At 39.9% G+C, this 18,051-nt stretch carries 14 protein-coding genes; 1 reads left to right on the top strand and 13 read right to left on the bottom strand.

Going from position 1 to position 18,051, the window contains the following annotated elements; translation table 11 throughout:
- Positions 1-27: 27 nt before the first annotated feature.
- The 3 genes from CKY02_RS00615 to CKY02_RS00605 are packed head-to-tail and all read right to left on the bottom strand — an operon-like array spanning position 28 to position 4,467.
- On the bottom strand, positions 28-930 hold the full coding sequence (locus CKY02_RS00615) for a Pvc16 family protein (protein ID WP_112893834.1): 903 nt from the start codon (positions 928-930) through the stop codon (positions 28-30).
- Positions 931-954: 24 nt separating this feature from the next.
- Positions 955-3,036, bottom strand: coding sequence for an ATP-binding protein (locus tag CKY02_RS00610; protein ID WP_112893833.1), 2,082 nt, complete (start codon positions 3,034-3,036; stop codon positions 955-957).
- 9 nt (positions 3,037-3,045) lie between these two features.
- Positions 3,046-4,467, bottom strand: a complete 1,422-nt coding sequence (locus CKY02_RS00605; protein WP_112893832.1) for a contractile injection system tape measure protein — start codon at positions 4,465-4,467, stop codon at positions 3,046-3,048.
- A 107-nt stretch (positions 4,468-4,574) separates the two neighbouring features.
- On the opposite strand from CKY02_RS00605, the gene CKY02_RS26105 reads away from it, so the two are divergent.
- The gene (locus tag CKY02_RS26105; protein WP_275658191.1) at positions 4,575-4,709 is read left to right on the top strand and encodes a hypothetical protein; all 135 of its coding nucleotides are present in this window, start codon (positions 4,575-4,577) and stop codon (positions 4,707-4,709) included.
- 38 nt (positions 4,710-4,747) lie between these two features.
- Here the strand turns inward: CKY02_RS26105 and CKY02_RS00600 are convergent, their stop codons facing one another.
- The 10 genes from CKY02_RS00600 to CKY02_RS00555 form a co-directional block, all read right to left on the bottom strand.
- Positions 4,748-7,768, bottom strand: a complete 3,021-nt coding sequence (locus tag CKY02_RS00600) for a hypothetical protein (RefSeq protein WP_112893831.1) — start codon at positions 7,766-7,768, stop codon at positions 4,748-4,750.
- Between the two features lie 27 nt (positions 7,769-7,795).
- Positions 7,796-11,821: a hypothetical protein gene (locus CKY02_RS00595; protein WP_112893830.1), complete on the bottom strand. Its 4,026-nt coding sequence runs from the start codon at positions 11,819-11,821 to the stop codon at positions 7,796-7,798.
- A gap of 83 nt (positions 11,822-11,904) precedes the next feature.
- On the bottom strand, positions 11,905-12,321 hold the full coding sequence (locus CKY02_RS00590; protein WP_112893829.1) for a hypothetical protein: 417 nt from the start codon (positions 12,319-12,321) through the stop codon (positions 11,905-11,907).
- Positions 12,318-12,740, bottom strand: coding sequence for a GPW/gp25 family protein (locus tag CKY02_RS00585; RefSeq protein ID WP_065391980.1), 423 nt, complete (start codon positions 12,738-12,740; stop codon positions 12,318-12,320). Before CKY02_RS00585 ends, CKY02_RS00590 begins: the two co-directional genes overlap by 4 nt.
- A gap of 12 nt (positions 12,741-12,752) precedes the next feature.
- Positions 12,753-14,354: a phage baseplate assembly protein V gene (locus CKY02_RS00580; protein WP_112893828.1), complete on the bottom strand. Its 1,602-nt coding sequence runs from the start codon at positions 14,352-14,354 to the stop codon at positions 12,753-12,755.
- A complete protein-coding gene (locus tag CKY02_RS00575) occupies positions 14,351-15,034 on the bottom strand; it encodes a CIS tube protein (RefSeq protein WP_112893827.1) in 684 nt (227 codons plus the stop codon). The genes CKY02_RS00580 and CKY02_RS00575 overlap by 4 nt, the downstream gene beginning before the upstream one ends.
- A complete protein-coding gene (locus CKY02_RS00570; protein ID WP_112893826.1) occupies positions 15,021-15,200 on the bottom strand; it encodes a DUF5908 family protein in 180 nt (59 codons plus the stop codon). The genes CKY02_RS00575 and CKY02_RS00570 overlap by 14 nt, the downstream gene beginning before the upstream one ends.
- The gene (locus tag CKY02_RS00565; RefSeq protein ID WP_112893825.1) at positions 15,197-15,655 is read right to left on the bottom strand and encodes a phage tail protein; all 459 of its coding nucleotides are present in this window, start codon (positions 15,653-15,655) and stop codon (positions 15,197-15,199) included. Before CKY02_RS00565 ends, CKY02_RS00570 begins: the two co-directional genes overlap by 4 nt.
- 18 nt (positions 15,656-15,673) lie before the next feature.
- Positions 15,674-16,855: a phage tail sheath family protein gene (locus CKY02_RS00560; RefSeq protein ID WP_112893824.1), complete on the bottom strand. Its 1,182-nt coding sequence runs from the start codon at positions 16,853-16,855 to the stop codon at positions 15,674-15,676.
- A gap of 54 nt (positions 16,856-16,909) precedes the next feature.
- Entirely contained in the window at positions 16,910-17,989 is a 1,080-nt protein-coding gene (locus CKY02_RS00555; RefSeq protein WP_112893823.1) for a phage tail sheath family protein, read from the bottom strand.
- Between the last annotated feature and the right edge of the window lie 62 nt (positions 17,990-18,051).

Raw genomic sequence — 18,051 nt, 5'->3', positions numbered from 1 at the left:
AGATATATGATTGATTAAATGACAATGCTAAATTTCAATTAATCTATCAGCCTTCTCTTCAACAATTATAATGCCTATGCCTTTTATCTGAATCACGGCACCCTGACGGTTTTTCCATGTTGAGATAACGTTTTTTATTTTGGATGAATAACCTGAACGAATAATACCAGAAACTTCAAGAATTACGTTTTGATTATTCTGGTTTTCATTATTTTCCTTAGCGGGTTTGGTTGTCAGATTCACTTTTGCAAGGGCATAGTGAACATCATCTGTGCCACCTAAATCGGCACACAATTTGCTAAATAAGGCTTGGTTTATTTGCGAATTATCCAGATTTGACTTCTGATCCATAGAAGTGGAAATTTGGCTGATTGGTTTTATGACCTCTTTAATATTTTGCAGTTTCACTGGTGCGGTAATTGAATATAATAAAGAAAGACGAGGACGATTGCCGAGCGCTTGCCAAAAATTACCCAGGCTATTTAGATTTTCTTGTGGTGGAATGACTCTGGTATATGCGCCAGGAATTTTAGGTAATTGTCGGTTGTTAACCAGTGCATTTAAAATAGCTGTCATGACGCGTGCAGCTTGATTATTGGGCTGGCTGTCAGGATTGGAACCGTCTCCTGATGGTTGGTTTGAATGCCAGTAAGTAATTAAATAGTTATAATTAATATTTACCCACCCAGACAATAATGAGCTGGTGGTAGGATTATAACTCCTTGGCTCCGCAGAACGTAATTGTAGATCTTCATGTATATCATAAAGAAATACACTGACGGTAGGTTTAGCAGGAGTTGAGTTAATTTCCGGTAGATCAAAACGGATATCAATTATTTGACTAGAGGTGTTTAGATGTTGAGATAAAATTTCATGCAACGCGGTATTAACTTCAACAATCGCATTATTAGGATCAATTATGTTTGTCATATCGACTCCAATCTTATTAAATGTTTAAAAAAATAATCGGCCAGTTTTATTCAATTCGAGAATAATTGCCCGTTCTATGTGTTTATTGTCAATTTTTTCACTATTATCATTTTCGGCTAATATTGATGATAATAAAGCAATGTTACGGATATTTGCACCTGTCAGATCTGTCTGTTTAGACAAATGGTCAAAATTAAGTTCGTCTGATAAATGTAGTTGTTTAGGCCAAATTGCCTGCCACATTTGTTTACGTAATATTTCATCGGGATAAGTAAAATGGGTAATAAAGGTAAAGCGGCGGTTAAAAGCGCTATCTAAATGACTACGATTATTAGTGGCTAAAATTACCAATCCCGGATAATTTTCTAATCGCTGTAATAGGTAAGAAACTTCAATATTAGCATGTCTGTCTTGAGAATCTTTGGTTTCACTGCGTTTGCCAAATAAGGCATCGGCTTCATCGAAAAACAGCACGCCGGAATCGGCTTCGGCCAGATCGAAGATTCGAGAGATATTTTTTTCCGTTTCACCGATGTATTTGTTCACCACGGTAGAGAGATCGACTTTAATCAGATCAACGCCAAGATGTCCGGCAATCACTTCTGCGGCCATCGTCTTTCCGGTCCCTGATTCACCATAAAATAGGGCGCTAATACCGGTACCATAACCTATTTTCTCCTGAAAACCTGCGTTTAATATTTGGTTTCGGTAATTAATGGCGGCAATGATTTCTTTCAGTTGTTGAGTTAATCCCTCTGAAATCACCAAATCATTAAAACTGCGTCTGGGTGTTATTCGTTGGGCTAATTTACCGAAATTTTGTTGGGCGCGGAAATTTAATGCCTTACGCAAATCGATCTCCTTCAATTGATCTTCCGGTTGCCGGAGTATTTGATATTGGCAGGCTTCTTTAATAATTAACGGTAATGTTTCCGGTGTAAATGAAAAACGTTGGCATAACTGAGTAAGATTAATTTCCCGATCAGCATTATTTGGCAGATTTTCTGTCAGTATCGCTTTTTTCTCTGCCGGCGTGGCTATAGGCATCTCAATTTGTACCATTGGCAGATGTTGAATCCATACAAATGAATCTCCCGGTTCTACCAGACAAACTACACGTAATTTGGGTTGATTTAGCAGGGTGGATAATTCGCTTTGATATATTTTCTTTTCCCCTGCAAGTAAAGAAAAATTACGGATTAATAAGCAGGCATCGTGTAGCCGGGCTTCCCGTATTACGTCTGTTAACAGGTCAGGTTTAGTATTGATATTCTCTTCGTCCGGTAGATGGGCTAAATCGAGAATTAAGGTACTGATATCATGAAGTGCCATAATGTTACTGACCGCTAATTCTTGGGCGCTGTCTTGTTTTCCTTTGAGGATCACCAGTGGGCGTACTTCATCTATCTCATTTAACAATATCTTTTTAAGTGAATGATAAAGGGTTTGCGGATACCAAGTCTGTGAGACGGAAGAATGCCAATAAGCACAAGCTATCAGGGGAGGTAAAATAACCCGTTGGCCGGATAAAAAATGCCAGACGGAACTGTGTGTTAGAAATTGCGTTTGCAGCCAAATGGGGTCCTCGTCATTATTCAGTTGTAACAGATGATGATTGATTAATGGTGTTTGAGGCAGAAAGCTATTTTGCAGTAATTGCCAATCACTTTGGCGTTGGCTAAATAATTCAATTGCTAAAGCAAAACTGGGCCACTGTTTTTTACTGTTACCGTGCAGAAAAGCAAATAGTGCATGATAACGACTGTCAAAATGGGGTAATAAACCTAATAGCAAGATATCGCGTTCAAATTCAGTCAGTTCAAAACGCTCAATCAACAATGATAATGTACCGGTAATAGCTTTATTCTCTATTTCCCCATGATCAATAATATCATACTTTTTTAACCAGTGAGGCATGCCTAATGGTTTTATCAAACGTTGCTCTATTTCATCTTCGGTCAGTAAAAAGCTCTCCGGTAAGGAATCGTACCAATTTCCCTTTTGGTAATAGTAGCGTTGTAATAGTAGATCAATACGCTCCAGATGAGGATAAATCCAATGCAATTCTGCTGCCATACAGTGGTTATTTGTCAGAGGGAAGTTCATATAAACCTTTTAAATAGTTTGCCAGTTGATTAATAAAGGACGATCCAGCCAGGGCAGTTTGGCGATATTTAATGGCCAGGGCCAGTCAGATAATAGTGCATCAAACGGTTGATGTTGTACCGTGATATTGATTTCTTGTTCATCTATTCGTAATTCACCCGGTCGTTGTAAAAACAATTGGCGAACATCATTGTGACTTAATTTTTTCCAGGCAGGAAGTTGGCTGATAACTGTGTCCAACCATTGATCTATTATTAACTGTTTCTCTGGTTCAATGGATATTGATTCGATATTTTCGTCAGCCATTAGCCCACATAAAATAGAGTTTAACCCTTTACGTTCTATCGGTGCTTTTTCAGTTCCCCAAATGAGATAATCAAGGATAATAACAGCACTGAATTGAGCTTGACGATGGATAAACTTCTGTTTTTCAAGTAGACTAAGTTGATTAAACAGCGCAGGTAATATCGGCCATAAAACTAATATTCCAGCATTGTTTATCGGTTGTTCAGGTAATAAAATTGGTTCAGGGAGTTGTGTGTTGTCATTTCTAGGCTGGTTATGGTTATTTTCTCCTATTGTAATATCGTATTTCGACAGATATTGATACTCTTCAAGTAATAGATGTTTTTTACAGTATTGTGAAACTGGTGCTGTTTGCCAGAGTTGTATTAACCAGTCATTTAATGGAGTGTGGCAGGTTATAGCCTGACGAAATAGCGCAATAACAGATGCTATATTAATCGTGCCGTTATTAAATTCAGCCGTGATACGTGAGATAATTTTCTCATCGGGTTCAGGTATTTCTTGTGTATTATGCTGTTGTATATATTTCAGAGCATTCAGTATTAATTGCCAGGAGGAAACTGGTTCCTCCTGATGTTGCGGTGTGACTGTGTTCTCCGATAATTTTCTATTAATGGCAGTTAATAAAGCAGGTTCTCTGATAGCCAGAATGTTTTTCAGACTGTGCTCAGATAAACAGCTTTTTGCTAATAAAAGTGTCCAGTTATTTTGTATATGAGATAATTGGTTAATTAATTCTTTAATGTTTACATCAGTAATTTCACTATTCTTCGCTCCTGCTATTGGGTTTGATATGGAATTTTGTTGCTGTAAGTAATGGATAAATTTCTCAATATCAGCCTGATTATTTACCTGATATTGGTTTAATGCTTGACTTAATGTAGCATTAAGCCGAATAGGAAACAATGAATTAAAATCATCTAATCTTATTTCTCCAAGATTCAGGGTGAGTACCTCAAAATAGATATTTTGATTAATGATATATTGGTTAAAATAGGAATTGATTAATTTATTTATACTGGATTGTTTAAGTAGGGAACCATGTAAGACTTTTTTAGCTACCTGTGCATTATTAGCTTCAATAGTAATGATAATCCTATTTAACAGATTTATCTCTGAAACCATATTAATATTCTCTTTGAAAATAACAGATATAGAGAAAACTGAGAGTGAAATATTTCATAGAATCGTAAGAATCATTGCCACAGGATATTAACATACTAAAATAATTTATGAATATTTGGATTCATAGATATCTACCCGTCATCTTTCAAGTTGCCTCTTTGTTGGCTGCACTCACTCACCCCGGTCACATAGTTATCTATGCTCCCGGGGATTCGCTCCCTTGCCGCCGCGATGCATCTTGAAATCCATAGGGTATCTTTGTAATATCATAAAATAATCCTTATGCAATAATTATTTCTTCACTGTATTCTTCTACTGAAGCAGAAGGTTTCTTTCCTAATGTTAATGTTTCTAGAATTTTATATGCGTGATCGCCTAAAGGAGCGCCATTATTTTGCCAAAGTTTATAAGTGCTGGCAAATTTTTCGAATTCTTCCGATGATAGCCAATGAATAACGAGTGAGATATGAGCGGGCAGTTCAGCTAAAATTTCAGTTTTCACCCAAGATTCTAATTTGTAAAAATCAGTAGTACCGCTCCTAATGCGTTCTCGATTCAGTACTATGCTGACTACAAATGAAAAATGGTCAGATTGGATATATCTTTTTCCTGAGAAGTACCAGTAAGAGTGCGACTCATTGTTTTCCAATGGAAAATCATTTATTTGATCTATGTTTTTTTCAACTAATATTCGTTTCTCTATGCGATCAAATTCTTTTACCTGCGTTTTAAGTTCATAATCAGGGTCAAATTTTAGTGTTATTTCATCATCCGATTCGAATATATCAAAAGGAAAACTATCGTAAGGAGTATCATCGGGTTGTTTTCTGATGGTAATCCAGAGTTCATTTTCATTTGAGGTTGTATCGGTAGAAATTAATTTATATGTTCGTTCCTTTCTGAATCCGTAATCATAGCTTGTGTAGGACAAGCAATAGTGTGATATATATTCTCTTGGTGGAAATTTATTTTTTGAATTTATATCTTTTCTAAGTAATATCCGGTTATTAGCACTATCAAGTTGTACAATTTGGGTTGTAAGTTCATAATTGGACTTGATTCTTATTGTGATTTCATCATTGTTTTCGATCATGGCAGGGAAGGAGTTTTGGTCATTAAGGGTAATCCATCGTCTATTTTCGGTTTCTTCTTGACTCTTTTCACTGTCATAAACGAGTTGATAATCCATATCTTCTATCCACACGGAGCTATTGCGCCAGTGCAGGCTATTGCGCTGCTTAAATGTGTTTTGCAATTTGTCCAGATTGTTTCTTAGATCATTATTGTTATTGGTGTTAATAGTGAATGTATCTCCTGTCACTTCAGTGATCATCAGGTTCAGAAATTTGGATATATTGTAGCCTTCTCTAAATTCCAGATTAATAACTTGACCTTGCATTAAATGGCCTGCTGTATCAGTTTGTGTAATCATGACTTGATCATTTTTAATTTCTAGATTATCAGGTGTTTGGTCATTATTGAATTTTTCATTAGGTTTTATTGGTAAGAGTTGACGATGTTCAATTAAATAAAAAGGGAGTTTATCCAGTTCTGGTGTTTCTTTGAAACATTCTCCTCCCAGACCCAATCGGGCGGCAATGCGTTTTTGCAGCGCTGATACTTTATCAATACGAATATTATTGCGTTGATAGGCTAAGTCAGGTTGTTGAGAAAGATATTCGCGCTGAGTAGATAGAAAATCTTCCTGAGAGTTTGAGTCTTGTGATAAAAGAGGGGTTGCACATTGCGCTCCAAAATATCGCAATAGATAGTCTAACATCACTAATTCTTTAGTATAGTTTTTATCATTATTATTGATTTTAGCTTCATTATTCATTTGATTAATTAAATGAGGCTTTATGTTTTGATGAACATTTTGAGCTACAGTATTTTCTTTAAAAGGCCATTGAGTACCACGTACAGTATCTCCCCGTTGTTTAAAAGCCAATAGTTTTGGTAACAAGGCGAGATTGGCACAGTTATTAGCTAGAGTTTGTTCAAAAGGTAACATAAACTGATGTAATTGTATTTGCTGTTGGGTATTAGTTTGTAATCCATAGCAAGCGGGTAATTTATTTCTTACTGGATAATAATCCAGGACCTTACGATATTTACCCCAATCCAGTAATTCAGGTTGTGTCTCAATTAGTGGCTCTGCAATGAGCTTTTCCTCTACATCTTGTTTGGAAACAATAATTTTGATTCCACCTTTGGCTGTAATGGTGAGTGGGCTATTTGGTGAGGTGATCGATTGTAAGGGATCGTTGCCCCATAGTCTGGGATAGTACCCATGAATGATTGCCCATGACCAATTATCATTTGGTAGTTTAGAAATTCTTTCATTATTCCCATCTAACGTGAATCGGGTAATTTTCTTGATTCCTTTGATCCTCAGTAATTGATTAACTAAGGGACTTAGATTTAGTTCTTTAGATTTAGTGTAATCTTTAATTGAAGGTAATTGAGGTATCCAACCATGATGTAAATAAGGCCCATTAAAAATCTCTTCATTACTGTAACCCATTTCTTTCATGGCTTGAGTGGTATAACGTCGCGGTTTTTCAAGCACCATTTGTTCTGCCGTTGTATAAACTTTAGCGAATATATCAGCAATATCTTTGACGTCATCATCAAGTTGAATATCAATCTCCAATGGTATATCGATGGGCTCCAGCCAAATAATTTTACTGACGGACTCCCCCAGATTACGATTGTCCCTTAGAAAATTTTCCAACTTTTTTTGAGCTTGAATTTTATTATCTTGAATTTTTTCAGTTTCCCGACTAGGGAGTAAATAAAGCCAATAGTTTCCCCTTAGTGTTAACTGTTTGCTGTATTGGTTTTTAGTGAAACTGTATTGTCGTTTTTGTTCGTTATACCAGTATGTATAGCGTTGATTTCCAGGTTCACGAATAATCTGTACATCGTTAAAGAGAAAATAGCCATCACTTTTGTCGTTGCTGTGCAAATCCAATAAGGCCCGGCGATAATCCTCTTCGGTGATGGGGCCACAAGTCAATATTTGTTGTGGGCCAAACTCTTGAGGGAAAATACCATCTCTGGATGTTTGTTCCTCTTGTTTAGGAGTAAGAAGATCTTTCAGTGGTAATGAATGGCGGTAAGCTAAATCAGATGCACCATAACAACAAGCTTCTAATAAGGTGATGCCTGGATCATTTTCCCCCATATCGTTCCAACATTGGCCGGATTGTTGTTCAATAACGGTTTTTGCTTGGGTAAGTAAAGTCTCAAAGGCAATATTATCTTTAATAATGGGAAATAGCATATTTCGATTATTCATTTGTTAACTCCTTCGTTTAGGGGGGTATTACCAGACTAAAATCAATACTTCATCATCGTCGGCTTCTATACTTTTACCTACGGTATCTGTGGGTGGATTGCCTTTTTGCAAAGTCAAGCTAGTGACCCGTTCAACGCAAGGTGATTGTTGAATCGTGGCTAATAACTGGTAATAGTCAATGCGATTACCTGGTGTTACGCCAATAGCAATATTTTCTCCCCACGGCATGTAGATTCGACTCAGTTCCTGTTGTAATTGATGGCGGCCATAATCGGGATTAACTCCTGAAGCAAATACCAATTCATAGCTAATCGGGACATCAACGTATGTGGGATTATTAATTTCAATGGTTGTCCAGGGGCTACTTAATTGATCTAACCATTCGACCATTTCAGTTAATCGAGCTTGGTTCAATTCTGGACGAAGTGAATCATCATTATCTTTGTAACGATTATCAGGGATGACGATTAATTGGCGCTTTTCTGGTGCTGGTATTTTGGTTAATTCATTGGTAGAAGGGTATTTGACATCAAATATACTGACAAAACGCTCTTTTAGTAAGGTGACAATATCGCCCCAATTTAATGCTCGATTACGATGGGACAGCCGGGCGGGAACCCGTTTCAAAAAGGTTTGCTCGTCTTCTTTCGGACGACCATTCCAAGATGCCCAAGGTTGAGCCACTTCACTGATTGCAATAAATGAGTTCACTGGCTGTTTAATGCTGTTAACGGCTAATCCGTTGATTAAGTGATCTTGTTCTACTGTTACTGTGTTGATTAACGTGGCTGTTGTGGCGTTATATAACAATCCTTTAATTCTTGGGTAATCTGGAGGGACTATCTTTATCTGCTTTTTCTCCTGTTCTATTTGTGCTTTCAGCCAGTATCTCCCTGATGGCATTTGAGAGGTTTGGTTTGAAGCATCTTGGGGTAATAGGATACTTTGATCTTCTGATTCAAATAGATTATATGTTTGGTTGTAAGTTGATCTATTTAATAATTTCCAGGTATTTCTTTGACTCAGATAAAACCAAGACAAAGATAGATTTTTCAGGCCCTTTAGCTGCCAATATAGAGAAAAAGTTTGCCCTGGTGATATATCGGTAAAACCTAAATAGAATGTATCGTGAGTTAATGGTGTTATATCTTTTCCGGCTTCGCCCTTGCCAAAAGGCGTGAGAGGATAAATGGAGAATTGTCGACGGAAAGCTGTCGCACTGAATTCCACCTGTAATTCACTGAGTTGTGGGGTGTAGGGTTGTTTTTTACCTGTAGGACTTTGCTGGTATTGAGCGTGCATAAAGTCTTGCTCAGCGAGTTTTATTTTTATATTAATTGTTTCATGGTTGTTTGAATAGAAATAATCCTTGTTAGGTAAGGTAAAAGTCAGGCTTTTTCCTTGTGGTGCATTTTCGCCATCAAATAATGACAGAGTTTCATCAAGTTTTTTCTCTCCTCTGTAGGGAGTGACAAGATAGCCTTCCACTTTAAATACATTGTTATTGGTAGGTTTATTAGCATATCCTTCATACCTCGATGAAAAATTCTCTGTAGGTAAGTTGACCCATTGAGGAGTAATAGTGAATGTTGTGTTCGATGTATATTCAGAGTTAATCCATTCGGGGAGAACTACCTTCGGACTAAAACTGGAGCCCAGTGATGGCGATTGGCCAAAAGGGAAATGAGAGATTTCTGCTTTTGAATTGTCGGAAGCAGAGAGCACGATGTTGCTGTTAATACATATTTTATAAATCCAGGGTAAAGTGAAACCCTCAGTAGTTGTCAATTTTAACAATGGCGTATCGAACGTCATATTATCCAAAGCATTAGGGGGGCTGATGGGATCATTGTTATCATCGTCTGGTAATTGCAACTTAATACTATCAGTGTCACTGAGATATTCGACTGACAGTGTTAACCAATGATTCCCTGAACTTATTTTAGCAGCTATATTCTCAGAATTACCTTCCAATTTACTTCCCAAAATTAATGTAATGTTGAGCCCTTTTTTTAGAAATGTGAATAAAGGCCAAGTAATTAGGTAGCCGGATAGAACCGGGATATCATTGGATGTTGGATTAAAAATTTGAATCCCATTTGCTGGTAATTTCATGTTATTTGAAAGGTTAAGAGGTGTTGTAGATTTCCAGCCATCGTTATCTTTCCGATGCCAATACAGGTCGGTTAGTATTGCTTGATTCGTCTGTAAAATTTGTGCCTTCACCCAGTACCGTCCCTTTGGCATTTGAGATGCTTGGTTTGAAGCATCATGTGGTAATAAAGTACTCAATCCTCCTCGGTCAAATAGGTTGCGGGTTTGGTCGTGTACTAAATTATCTAATGGACTCCAGGTATTTTCTTGATTGAGATAGAACCAGGATAAAAAGCGTTCTTTAATACCGTCTAATTGCCAGTACAGAGATAAAGTTTGCCCCGGTAATACATCAGTAAAGCCTAAATAAAATGTGTCACTGATTAATGGTGGTGTTTCTGCGTTTGCTTTGTCCCAACCAAAAGGAGTTAGGGGATAAACGAAATATTGCCCAGTTTTGATTTCTGCTCTGAATTCAATTTTCAATGAACTGATCTGAGGAGTATAGGGTTGATTTTTACCCGTAGGATTTTGCCAATACTGAGAATGCATAAAATCCTGCTCAACTAATTCTATGCGTACTGATGCAGGCCAGTCATTGGGTGAAGAGCTGTTTGTAAGGGGATAATTCATTGTTGGCAAGGTAACTTTTAAGCTTTGTCCTTGTGGTGCGTCTTGTCCATCGAACAATGCTTGTACCTCATTGAGCTTTTCTCTCTTTTGAGGTGTGATTAAGTAACCCTGTACTTTAAATTTACTATTGTCCGGTTTAGTTTCATATACGCCATACCATTTTGAAAAGTTTTGTCGAGGTAATCCCACCCATTGAGGAGTAATCGTCACTGTTGCGTTTTCAGTGTTATACCATTCAGGAGCAATCAAATTAAAACCGGAACCTAGTGACGGTGATTGTCCAAAGGGAAAATTAGTCGCACCTGCGTTTTCAACACCTCCATCAGAGGAATAACGTACATTACCGTTGCCGTTAATGCTAATTTCAATACCCGCGATCTTGGGTAGCATAGCTCCCTGAATGGTGCCTAGCTTTAATATGGGGACATCAAACTCCATATTATCCAAGGAATCAGGGGGGCTGATGGGTTCATCATTAGCTGATAAGCTTAAGATGAGTTTAAGATTGGTCTCTGCTTTTTTTACTAGCAGTGAAAGCCAATGTTTTCCAGAACTGATCTGAGCAGTAATGTTGTTAGGATTACCCATCCACTCATTTGCTAGAGTTACCTCAATATTACGCACTCCTTTCGACATAGCAAATAAAGAAGAGGTAATCAGATAACCAGACAAGATTGGGACATCGTTGGGTGTTGGGCTAAAAAGCTTAATACCGTTTTCAGGTAATTTAATATTATCTGAGTGGTTTAGTAGTATTGCCGATTTCCAACTATCATTATCTTTCCGATACCAACGCAGGTCGGTTAATTTTCCTTGGTTCGCCAGTAGATCAGCATCTGATGCATATTGTAACGGATTCCCAGCGCTATCCTGCCCGGCATCAAACAGGGTTCCTTTAGGGATAAGATATTCTGCCTTATCTGTATTTAAGGTAATGCCTAAAGCAACGCTATCCGCTTGTGCATTTCTCGGTTTCAATCCTAATAATTCCCGATAATAAAGATCACGATGCCGTGCCGGAAAAGTATTAAATAAAACTTTGGTTGTTTCTAAAAGTTTTAAAAAAGCCAACACAAAAGCTTGATGTGCCGGTAAATGTCCATCTGCTTTATTAACGTTTTGGTAAAGATCGGCTAATTTTTCAGGACTATTTTCCTGAATAAAATAGAAACTATCCCAGAATTGTTTTTTCTCTTGATCAAAAGGGATTTTTTTAGCGTATTCTTGTAGCCAGTTTAAAATATCCAGCGTACTTCTTTCATCAAGTTTAAAATCTGTCTCTGGTACGATAGCGGCGAGTTTGTTTTTTAATTCGGTGAGTCCCATATTATACCACCTGTTATTTGAATATATGGCTGATAGCTATTGCGGAATAGAAACGTTGTTTAATAATGATTTTAAAGAGTTATTTATCCGGCATTGACAGCATATTGACTGGCAATAAAACGGCCTTTTCCCATACTGGGGGTTGTTATATCCGGTACACCTGACGGATTAATTGCCGGTTGTGTCGGAGTAAAACGGGCGGTAAATTGCTGCCCGACAACAATTACCGTGGCGTTACTGCGGCAAAAGTTGACTTGTTGGCTGGCATCCAATTGCGCAATGGTGACTATACCCATGCCAAGTGTTGGGTGGCTGGGGGTAATATATTGCGCTTGAAGTTGTACCTTTTTTTCATCACCCACAATAGCGATCTTTTTGCCTTGGATTTGAGCGTGCCCGCTGCCTCTGATAATTGCTGGTCCCAAAATGGTGACCTGCCGGTTGCCGAATAAGGGTTCAAATAGCAGGCTATCGCCATCGATGATCAATTGTTTGCTCATAGGCTCACCTTTGCCCGACCTTCGTTGACTTCAAGAATGCCTTCAAGCTGTTGACTAATTTCACTGCCTCTTAGGGCATAGGTCACTTGAATATGTAGAGTATTAGGTGATCCTGTTTTCTGAGTTACCTGAATATCGGTGATTTCAGCACGAGGTTCATAGCGCAGAACTCGCTCTTCAATACGGGTTTGAATCTCCGATAACAATTCATCACTGATATTTTCAAACATATAATCATTCAGACCGCAGCCATAATCTTCACGCATAATCCGTTCACCGGGTTCAGTTAGAAAAAGGATTTTCATACTTTGACGAACATTTTCTGCGCCTTCTGCCATTGCTACGCCTGTTTCAAGAGAAAACTGTGGTGGAAATTTCCAGCCGCGACCATAAATATCGGCTAATATTGAGTTTGTCATTTCAATACCTCATTACTGTGTTAAGTTAATTTTCGAGCCCTTAATATCTACCCCGGATTTTCCTGTAGCTGACAGAGATTTTTCTGCTTGTATGTTAATTTCCTGGGCCTGAGTGATGAGATTTTTAGATGAATTGAGCGTAATATCTTTATCCTGTTGCAGAGAGACTTTATTTTCTCCGCTATTAAGTGCCACGGTGTTTTCTTTATTATCGAAGATTAATGCCTGTTGTTTATCTCCTCGTTTGATTACTAAGGTTTTCATTTGATTTTTTTCACTGGGTTCTACCGGCGATTTATTTTTAGGATTATGCATGGAGCCTAATATCACCGGAAAACGGGGGTCACATTCAAAGAAGCCGATAATAACTTCATCTCCCGGTTCTGGATAAAAGCAGAACCCACTTTCATGACTGGCATAAGGTTTACCTAAACGGGCAAAGAGTACGCCTTGGGTTAAGTTTAATGCCGGTATTCTGACCGGGATACGGCCTAGCGATTGGCTGTCTTGCTGATATTTTTCCACGATACCGATATGTAACTCTTTTACCTGTGGCACCGGAGGGTCTATATCCGGCGACATGCCTAAGGTTAATCGGGTGCGCCAGCCTTGCCGCTGGTTAATTATCTGATTTACACCGGTGATAATCCCTTGACCATCTATTCCCTGACCAAAGCCGTTTAACGCCAGAACATTCCCCGGTTGGTAATGATGACTGCCTTCGATTTCAAAGCTACCGGATATATTATGACTGCGTAGGTTATCCATAATGCCTTGAGCAAGATGTTTGGCTTGTTCATTATCCAATGGATAGCTGTAAGCCCATTGCCACTCTTTATCAGCTAGCGCAGCGATACTGTCCACAGCCAACTTGTCGCTGCCAAGCTTGCTGTTTTGGGTATTGATTGCCTGAGAAAGCTTTTGTTGAGTCACATCCCAGGCACGTACACTCACGGTTTTAGGGTTGTGTTGGTTATTCCACTGGAGATCCGCTTCAAATAGCACAATGTTTTGATCGCTGGCATGCCGATGAAGGGTATGCACAGTTGACTTATTCAGTGCCTTAGGTGTTATCAAGGTAACTGATTCATTACCGGGCAATAACCAGGTGTTAGTCGCAGTCAATCGGCTTTTTAGGAATGCCCAGTCATTGCAACGAAATTGCACCATTTGTTCATGAACGGTTTTGAGTTGCGGTGCCTGTTTTATCGTCGTTTGGATGCCATTCTGATTAAAGAGTTTTTTGATAATCGCCTCATCACTCTGTTTATTAAATAGCTGTGAGTGAAAGCTATGGGTTAATTTTTGCAGGTGATGTTTTGCTGTCAGAGTAATGATGCTGTCTTGACCTTTAAGCCCTAGAATTTGCCGCACGATAACGCCTTTAAATAACACGGTTTTTTGTATCTGCACGATAACTTCATGATTCGGGCGACAGTTTGCCAATTCAGCTTGCGTCTTGGCATCAAAAATATGACTGGCATCACCGGCTATGCCTAAAGTGATGTTGGCCGAAGGGATGCCGTTGATGTGATGGTTGGTTGTCAGGCTGATTACGGTAAATTGGTTGAGTGTCTTACCACCTATCTTGATGATTACTGTGGGTATTTTCATGTATCCCTCCGTGCTTGTAAGGTTTGCCCGGGGGTAAAGTCATCAAGATTATCCAGATCGTTCTGCCAGGCCAGAGAGAGATAATCGATACCGCCTGCCAGAGAAGCGCCGGCGCCTAAAGCAATCAAGGGTAAGGAGAGCATGTCTGTGACGCTAACCGCAGTGGCCGGTGGCGATTTTAACTGCCGCTCGGTGTCCTGAATCACCAAGCTTTCATCTGCCACTAAAGATAAGGTCGCACTGGCTCGTAATGGGGTGGCGTCCCGGTCAAACAGGGTGTAGTTGATGGCAAGGCCACTGGCCCGGCAGGCAAAATAGCCTTTATTTTCCCAGCGCATTTTTCCCCATTTGATTTTAAGGAAGTGGGGTACTTTGGTGCTGGCATCAACCGCACACAGGGATTTTAAGGTCGCAAGCTGTGTTTCTATTGGTGTGCTATTGCCGGGCATCGATGCATCAAACAGCAGGACTAAGGATAATCCAGCCGGTTGGGATAACACATAGCGGCTGCTTTGGCTGGCACGATTGACACTTTCATCCTGTTGGTAGCGGGTTTGGTAATCAAGTTGGATTGCATCGGGGTTGTACATGGCTTGTAAGCTACCCACGGAAATTTTGCCTTCCCGGTCTTTGAAGGCTGTTAAAGTGAGTCTGGATAAACCGCGTTCAATTAAACTCATAATCGCCTCCTGTTTCACGTAATGCCTCTAACACCTCCCGTTTCACCATCTCAATCAAACGGGCGTTATCCAGTCTTTCCTGAGCTAATGTGCGTGGGGCGTGTTGATCACTCGTCGGATCGGTGACTTTCGCCTGAATAATCAGTTCCTTAATTTCTACAGTCATGCTTTTACTCCTAACCAGCGCATATCCTGATAACGTAGTTCTAGTGAGCTCACCAGCACGGTGTTGCTATTAGCATCAAAGTCGCTGGTGGACCAACGGACGGGGAGTGCGTTACTGACGGTCCAGCTTGCTACAGGTAACGTGTTTTCGTTCAGCAACATGATGATGACATCGGCATACACCGCTTTCTCACCACGCAGCACGCGATCAAATATTAAGGTGAGTGGGGTGATGGTCATGACACCACGTTCCAGCACCAGACTGCCATGCTGGATCTTCTCGGCTAGCCAGACATTTCTGGCGTTTTCTCCGCCTTGGCTGTGTTGAGTGGTTTGTAGTTCTCGGCTCAGGCCCGATATGCGCTGAAAGGCGATATCAAGTGGACTGGGAATATTGTTAAACAGAAAACTGGCGATAAAACGGTGTGATACTGACGGGGTGTATAAGTTGTACATGTTTTTCCCCTGTTGAGATTAGCTAGATACAGTATTGTTACGGATATCAAACGTCAGACTTAGCTCAATAAATTCCGCCGGAATTAACAGGGCCAGCTTGATTTTCATGATCATCTTTCCGGCCAGGATATCGGTTTCACTCATTGATTCATTAACACCCAGTAACACTTCAAGTGCTTGATCTTCCTGAGTGCCGCGCAATCCACCTTTTAACCATAACTGACGTAGCCAGTTGTGGGCCTGACCTTTAAATTTCATCCAGGTAATAGCGTTATTGGGTTCAAAGACGAAGGCTCGGCCAAGTTGGGTCATGTGGGTTTCGATATAGGAAACCAGCCGGCGAATTTGGATATAACGCCAAGGGGAACCCGGCGTGTTGTCTAGCGTGCGGCATCCCCAGATTTTAATACCTTTGCCCGGGAAGCTACGAACCAAATTCAACGAAGTGCCTTCTTGATTAAGATTAAGGAGGGCGCCTGCTTCAATGTAAGAGCGTACCGGGCTGATCACTTTGGCTAAAGCGACATTGGCAGGGGCTGTCCATACGCCTTTTTGGTTGTCATTGCGTTGTATAACAGCGGCGACCGCAGCGGTAGGCGAAAGTACGATATGTTTATCTCCTTCCTGATAGGTGCTTATCAGCCTTGGCCAATATACGGCACCCCATTGTCGATCACTGGAAGAAAAATCAGCCAGACAATTAGCAGCTAATGTTGGATCGTCTGGGGCATCCAGTAATCCCATGATGCTGCGTCGGCTTTTGCAAAGTTCAAGTATTGATTGCCAAGATTGTAGCCAAAGGTCTTTTGGAGTGTTGGTATCACTAAAACGAGCAATATCAGGTACAACAATCAATGTAATTTCGTTCTCTGCGGAAATGGCTTGTTTCACCCAGTCCTGTTGTAGGGCGGTAATCAATAATTGAAAATCATTTAGCGATTTATCATGGCCCAGTGATAGGACATAAGCTTGCCGACCACTGTTTTCAAAGAAGTGGCGCACTGAATAATAGGTTAATCCTGATTTACCAAAATGTTGGGTAAAGTCAGTCAGGCTGTTTAGTTTAATGGCGGTTTTATTACTTGAGCTTTTTTCGGTATAACCAATAAAAACGGGGACACCGATAAATTCATTGTTTGGTGGCAGAGATATACGGCTTTCCGTTATCGTGACGCCCGGCTGTTTTGTCTCTATTATCATTGTCATCTCCTCAATGGCTGAATGGACGCGGTGTTAAACCGCGCCTCAGTACGGTTACTGTGCTACATGTTGTGAGAATTGAAGGATAATAAATTCAGCCGGACGAACCGCCGCCATACCGACTTTGACAATCATTTTGCCTTGCTGAATGTCAGCGTCGGACATGGTGATACCTTTGCCGATTTGGACAAAATAAGCTTCTTGTGGTTTATTTCCTGCGAGTGCTCCTTGTTGCCAAAGTTGATAGAGGTAGTTGTCAATAGCTGTTTGTACCCGTTTCCAAGTTGGCTGGCTATTAGGTTCAAATACCGCGAAACTCATGGCATTTTTAATGTCTCGTTCTGCACTATTAAACAGGCGGCGAACCGGGATATAACGCCAGTTATCACTGTCATCAAGGGTTCTGGCTCCCCAAACCAATGTGCCGCTCTTAGGAAAGTTGCGGATCATATTTAACGCTTTATCTTTGTTATATTGCGCTTGCAGGTCATCAGTCACCGGATATTTAGGTTGTAATCCTCCCTGAATCGGAACGTTAGCTGGCGCTTTCCAAACACCACGACTGTTATCGACACTGGCATAAATACCGGCCATCACAGCACTAGGAGGAATATCAACGAGGGCTTTTTTTTCTCCCCATTTGGCCGTCAACCAAGGGTAGTAAACGGAACCATAAGCGGTAGCGGTATAAGATTTGAGTACTTCGTTTGGTGTTTTTATATTGGTATCATCCTTTGGGCCATCAAAAATAGCAAATAACCCTTTACCTGATTTACAAAGTGTGGACACGGCATCATTGATATCTTCTCCGGCAGCAACCAGTAATGTGATATCGTCGAGTTTTGGAACTTGTTCAGCTAAATCTTCGGTTCTGACGAGGTAGCTATATCCACCGCCATTAATAAAATAGGCTCTCAATGAAATATCAAGCTTATTGGAATGATCAAATTTTCCGTTTTTTAATTTCAAATACTCCAGCCAGCTATTAATACGAATATAGGTATTAGCTGATATTAATGAATTGTCGTTTTTGACAGCAAAAACAGGTACTGCTGTTGCACTGGAACGAACAGAAAGTGACAGTGAGGCGTCTTCTTCAATATAAACGCCGGGATAAGTTGTTGATGTTGGCATATATTGCCTCCAATTATTGGGCGATATTTTGTGTGAACTGTAGGATGATGAATTTAGTTGGA

It is taken from the genome of Photorhabdus bodei, assembly GCF_003287735.1.
GTDB classification, from domain to species: Bacteria; Pseudomonadota; Gammaproteobacteria; order Enterobacterales; family Enterobacteriaceae; genus Photorhabdus; species Photorhabdus kayaii.
Note: the sequence above shows the minus strand (reverse complement) of the source record. Positions and strands in the feature narration are given on the sequence as shown.